The sequence below is a fragment of the Streptomyces sp. NPDC006283 genome (assembly GCF_040613325.1).
GTDB lineage: Bacteria > Actinomycetota > Actinomycetes > Streptomycetales > Streptomycetaceae > Streptomyces.
Genome location: NZ_JBEXRZ010000422.1, coordinates 1 through 2335, shown reverse-complemented (window position 1 = coordinate 2335; position 2335 = coordinate 1). Strand labels below are relative to the sequence as shown.

The window sequence follows — 2335 nt, the reverse complement described above, 5'->3', positions numbered from 1 at the left end:
GGCGGTCCCCCGGAGTCCGGGTGACCGCCCCTCTCGCTGCCTGGGCCTTACTTGCCCTTGGCGGCTTCCTTGAGCTTCGAGCCCGCGGAGACCTTCACGCTGTAGCCGGCCGGGATCTGGATCGGGTCGCCGGTCTGCGGGTTGCGCGCGGTGCGAGCGGCACGGTGGGTGCGCTCGAAGGTCAGGAAGCCGGGGATGGTGACCTTCTCGTCGCCCTTGGCGACGACCTCGCCGACGGTCTCGGCGAGAGCGGCCAGAACGGCGTCGGCGTCCTTGCGGGTCACCTCGGCGCGGTCGGCCAGCGCGGCCACCAGCTCACTGCGGTTCATTTTGTTACTCCCGTGTTCTTCTTGCCTGTGAGGCGTGGATCGAAGCCGATGCTGCCAGGGCCCTCGGACAGTCCCCGGACCCGGGTCTGCTGTCAGACCCCTCCGCGCCCTCGGGGCTTCCCCCAGGACGCAGGTCCTCGGGGAAGCATCCTGCCCCCACCAGCGGCGGGAAAGCCAATCCGGCACCCTCCGGAGTCACACGGGAGCCGCACGGAATCCCCCACTGCCTCATCGTGGTGACGTTCCGTCGACTCTCTCGAGACTCGTCGGAGCGGGCGGGCCGGGCCGCGTGCTCCCTGGTCCGCCACCCTAAAGGGGGGTTTGCGACCCCGCGACCCGCGACGCGCCGTATGTCAGGCGGACGTGGGGCCTGTCACAGCCGCGCCCGCCGCCCTTGCCGCGTCCCGTACGGCCCCTGCGACGGCTCCGGCGACCTTGTCGTTGAAGACCGAGGGGATGATGTAGTTCGGGTTGAGTTCGTCCTCCGTGACGACGTCCGCGAGCGCCGCCGCGGCCGCGAGCATCATCTCCGTGTTGACGGTGCGGGACTGAGCGTCCAGCAGACCGCGGAAGACGCCCGGGAAGACCAGCACGTTGTTGATCTGGTTGGGGAAGTCGGAGCGGCCGGTGGCCACAACTGCCGCCGTCTGACGGGCGATTGCCGGGTCGACCTCGGGGTCGGGATTCGCGAGAGCGAACACGATCGCGCCCTCCGCCATGGCCGCGACATCGTCCGCGCCGATCACGTTCGGGGCGGAGACGCCGATGAAGACGTCCGCTCCGGCGACCGCTTCCTTGAGCGTGCCGGTGACGCCCTCGGGGTTGGTGTTGTCGGCGATCCAGCGCAGCGGCGACTCGGGCGCTGCGGCCACGAGGTCCTCACGGCCCGCGTGGACGACACCGTGGATGTCGGCCACGACGGCGTGCTTGACGCCCGCCGCGATGAGGAGTTTGAGGATGGCCGTACCGGCCGCGCCGGCGCCGGACATGACGACCCGCACGTCGCTCATCGCCTTGCCCACCACGCGCAGGGCGTTGGTCAGCGAGGCGAGGACGACGATCGCGGTGCCGTGCTGGTCGTCGTGGAAGACGGGGATGTCGAGGGCCTCGCGCAGCCGTGCCTCGATCTCGAAGCAGCGGGGTGCGGAGATGTCCTCGAGGTTGATGCCGGCGAAGCCGGGGGCGATCGCCTTGACGATCTCGACGATGGCGTCGGTGTCCTGGGTGTCCAGGCAGATGGGCCACGCGTCGATGCCGGCGAAGCGCTTGAAGAGCGCGGCCTTGCCCTCCATGACCGGCAGGGCGGCCTTGGGGCCGATGTTGCCGAGGCCGAGCACCGCGGAGCCGTCGGTCACCACTGCAACGGAGTTGCGCTTGATGGTGAGGCGGCGGGCGTCCTCCGGGTTCTCCGCGATCGCCATGCACACACGGGCGACGCCCGGCGTGTAGATCATCGAGAGGTCGTCACGGTTGCGGATGGGATGCTTGGACGCCATCTCGATCTTGCCGCCGAGGTGCATCAGGAACGTACGGTCCGAGACCTTGCCGAGGACGACGCCCTCGATTTTCCGCAGCTCTTCGACGATCTCGTCCGCGTGGGCCGTCGAGGTGGCGGCGATCGTGACATCCATCCGCAGCTTCTCGTGGCCGGAGGCGGTCACGTCCAGGCCGGTCACGGAGCCCCCGGAGGACTCCACGGCCGTGGTGAGCTGGGAGACCGCGGTTCCGCTCGCGGGCACCTCCAGCCGGACCGTCATCGAGTACGAGACGCTGGGCGCCGTTGCCATGACCGGGTTCCTCTGCTTTCCCTAGCTTCTTTGCCATGCGGCGCCGCGCCTGAGCCCGGCAACGCTGTGAAGATGGTGACACCTACCTGCCAGTAGCAGGTAATGCGGTCATATTGTTTTCGGAAACTGTTTTCCACCATACGAGAAACAGGCCGGAAACAGAAGAGGCCCGCGCCACCTGCTCGCCCGCCATACGGCCCAGCTCGGCGGCCTCGCCAC

General features: G+C 69.0%; 2 protein-coding genes. Both read right to left on the bottom strand.

Annotation, left to right across the window (positions count from 1 at the left end; all coding sequences use genetic code 11):
- Positions 1-47: 47 nt before the first annotated feature.
- Entirely contained in the window at positions 48-329 is a 282-nt protein-coding gene (locus ABZ070_RS36855; protein WP_004571953.1) for an HU family DNA-binding protein, read from the bottom strand.
- A gap of 353 nt (positions 330-682) precedes the next feature.
- The gene (locus ABZ070_RS36850) at positions 683-2116 is read right to left on the bottom strand and encodes an NAD-dependent malic enzyme (protein WP_356640511.1); all 1434 of its coding nucleotides are present in this window, start codon (positions 2114-2116) and stop codon (positions 683-685) included.
- Positions 2117-2335: the final 219 nt, after the last annotated feature.

What these genes read in the sequence shown, in the direction of transcription:
- ABZ070_RS36855 (WP_004571953.1), bottom strand. Translation starts at nt 329, where the DNA reads ATGAACCGCAGTGAGCTGGTGGCCGCGCTGGCCGACCGCGCCGAGGTG.
- ABZ070_RS36850 (WP_356640511.1), bottom strand. Translation starts at nt 2,116, where the DNA reads ATGGCAACGGCGCCCAGCGTCTCGTACTCGATGACGGTCCGGCTGGAG.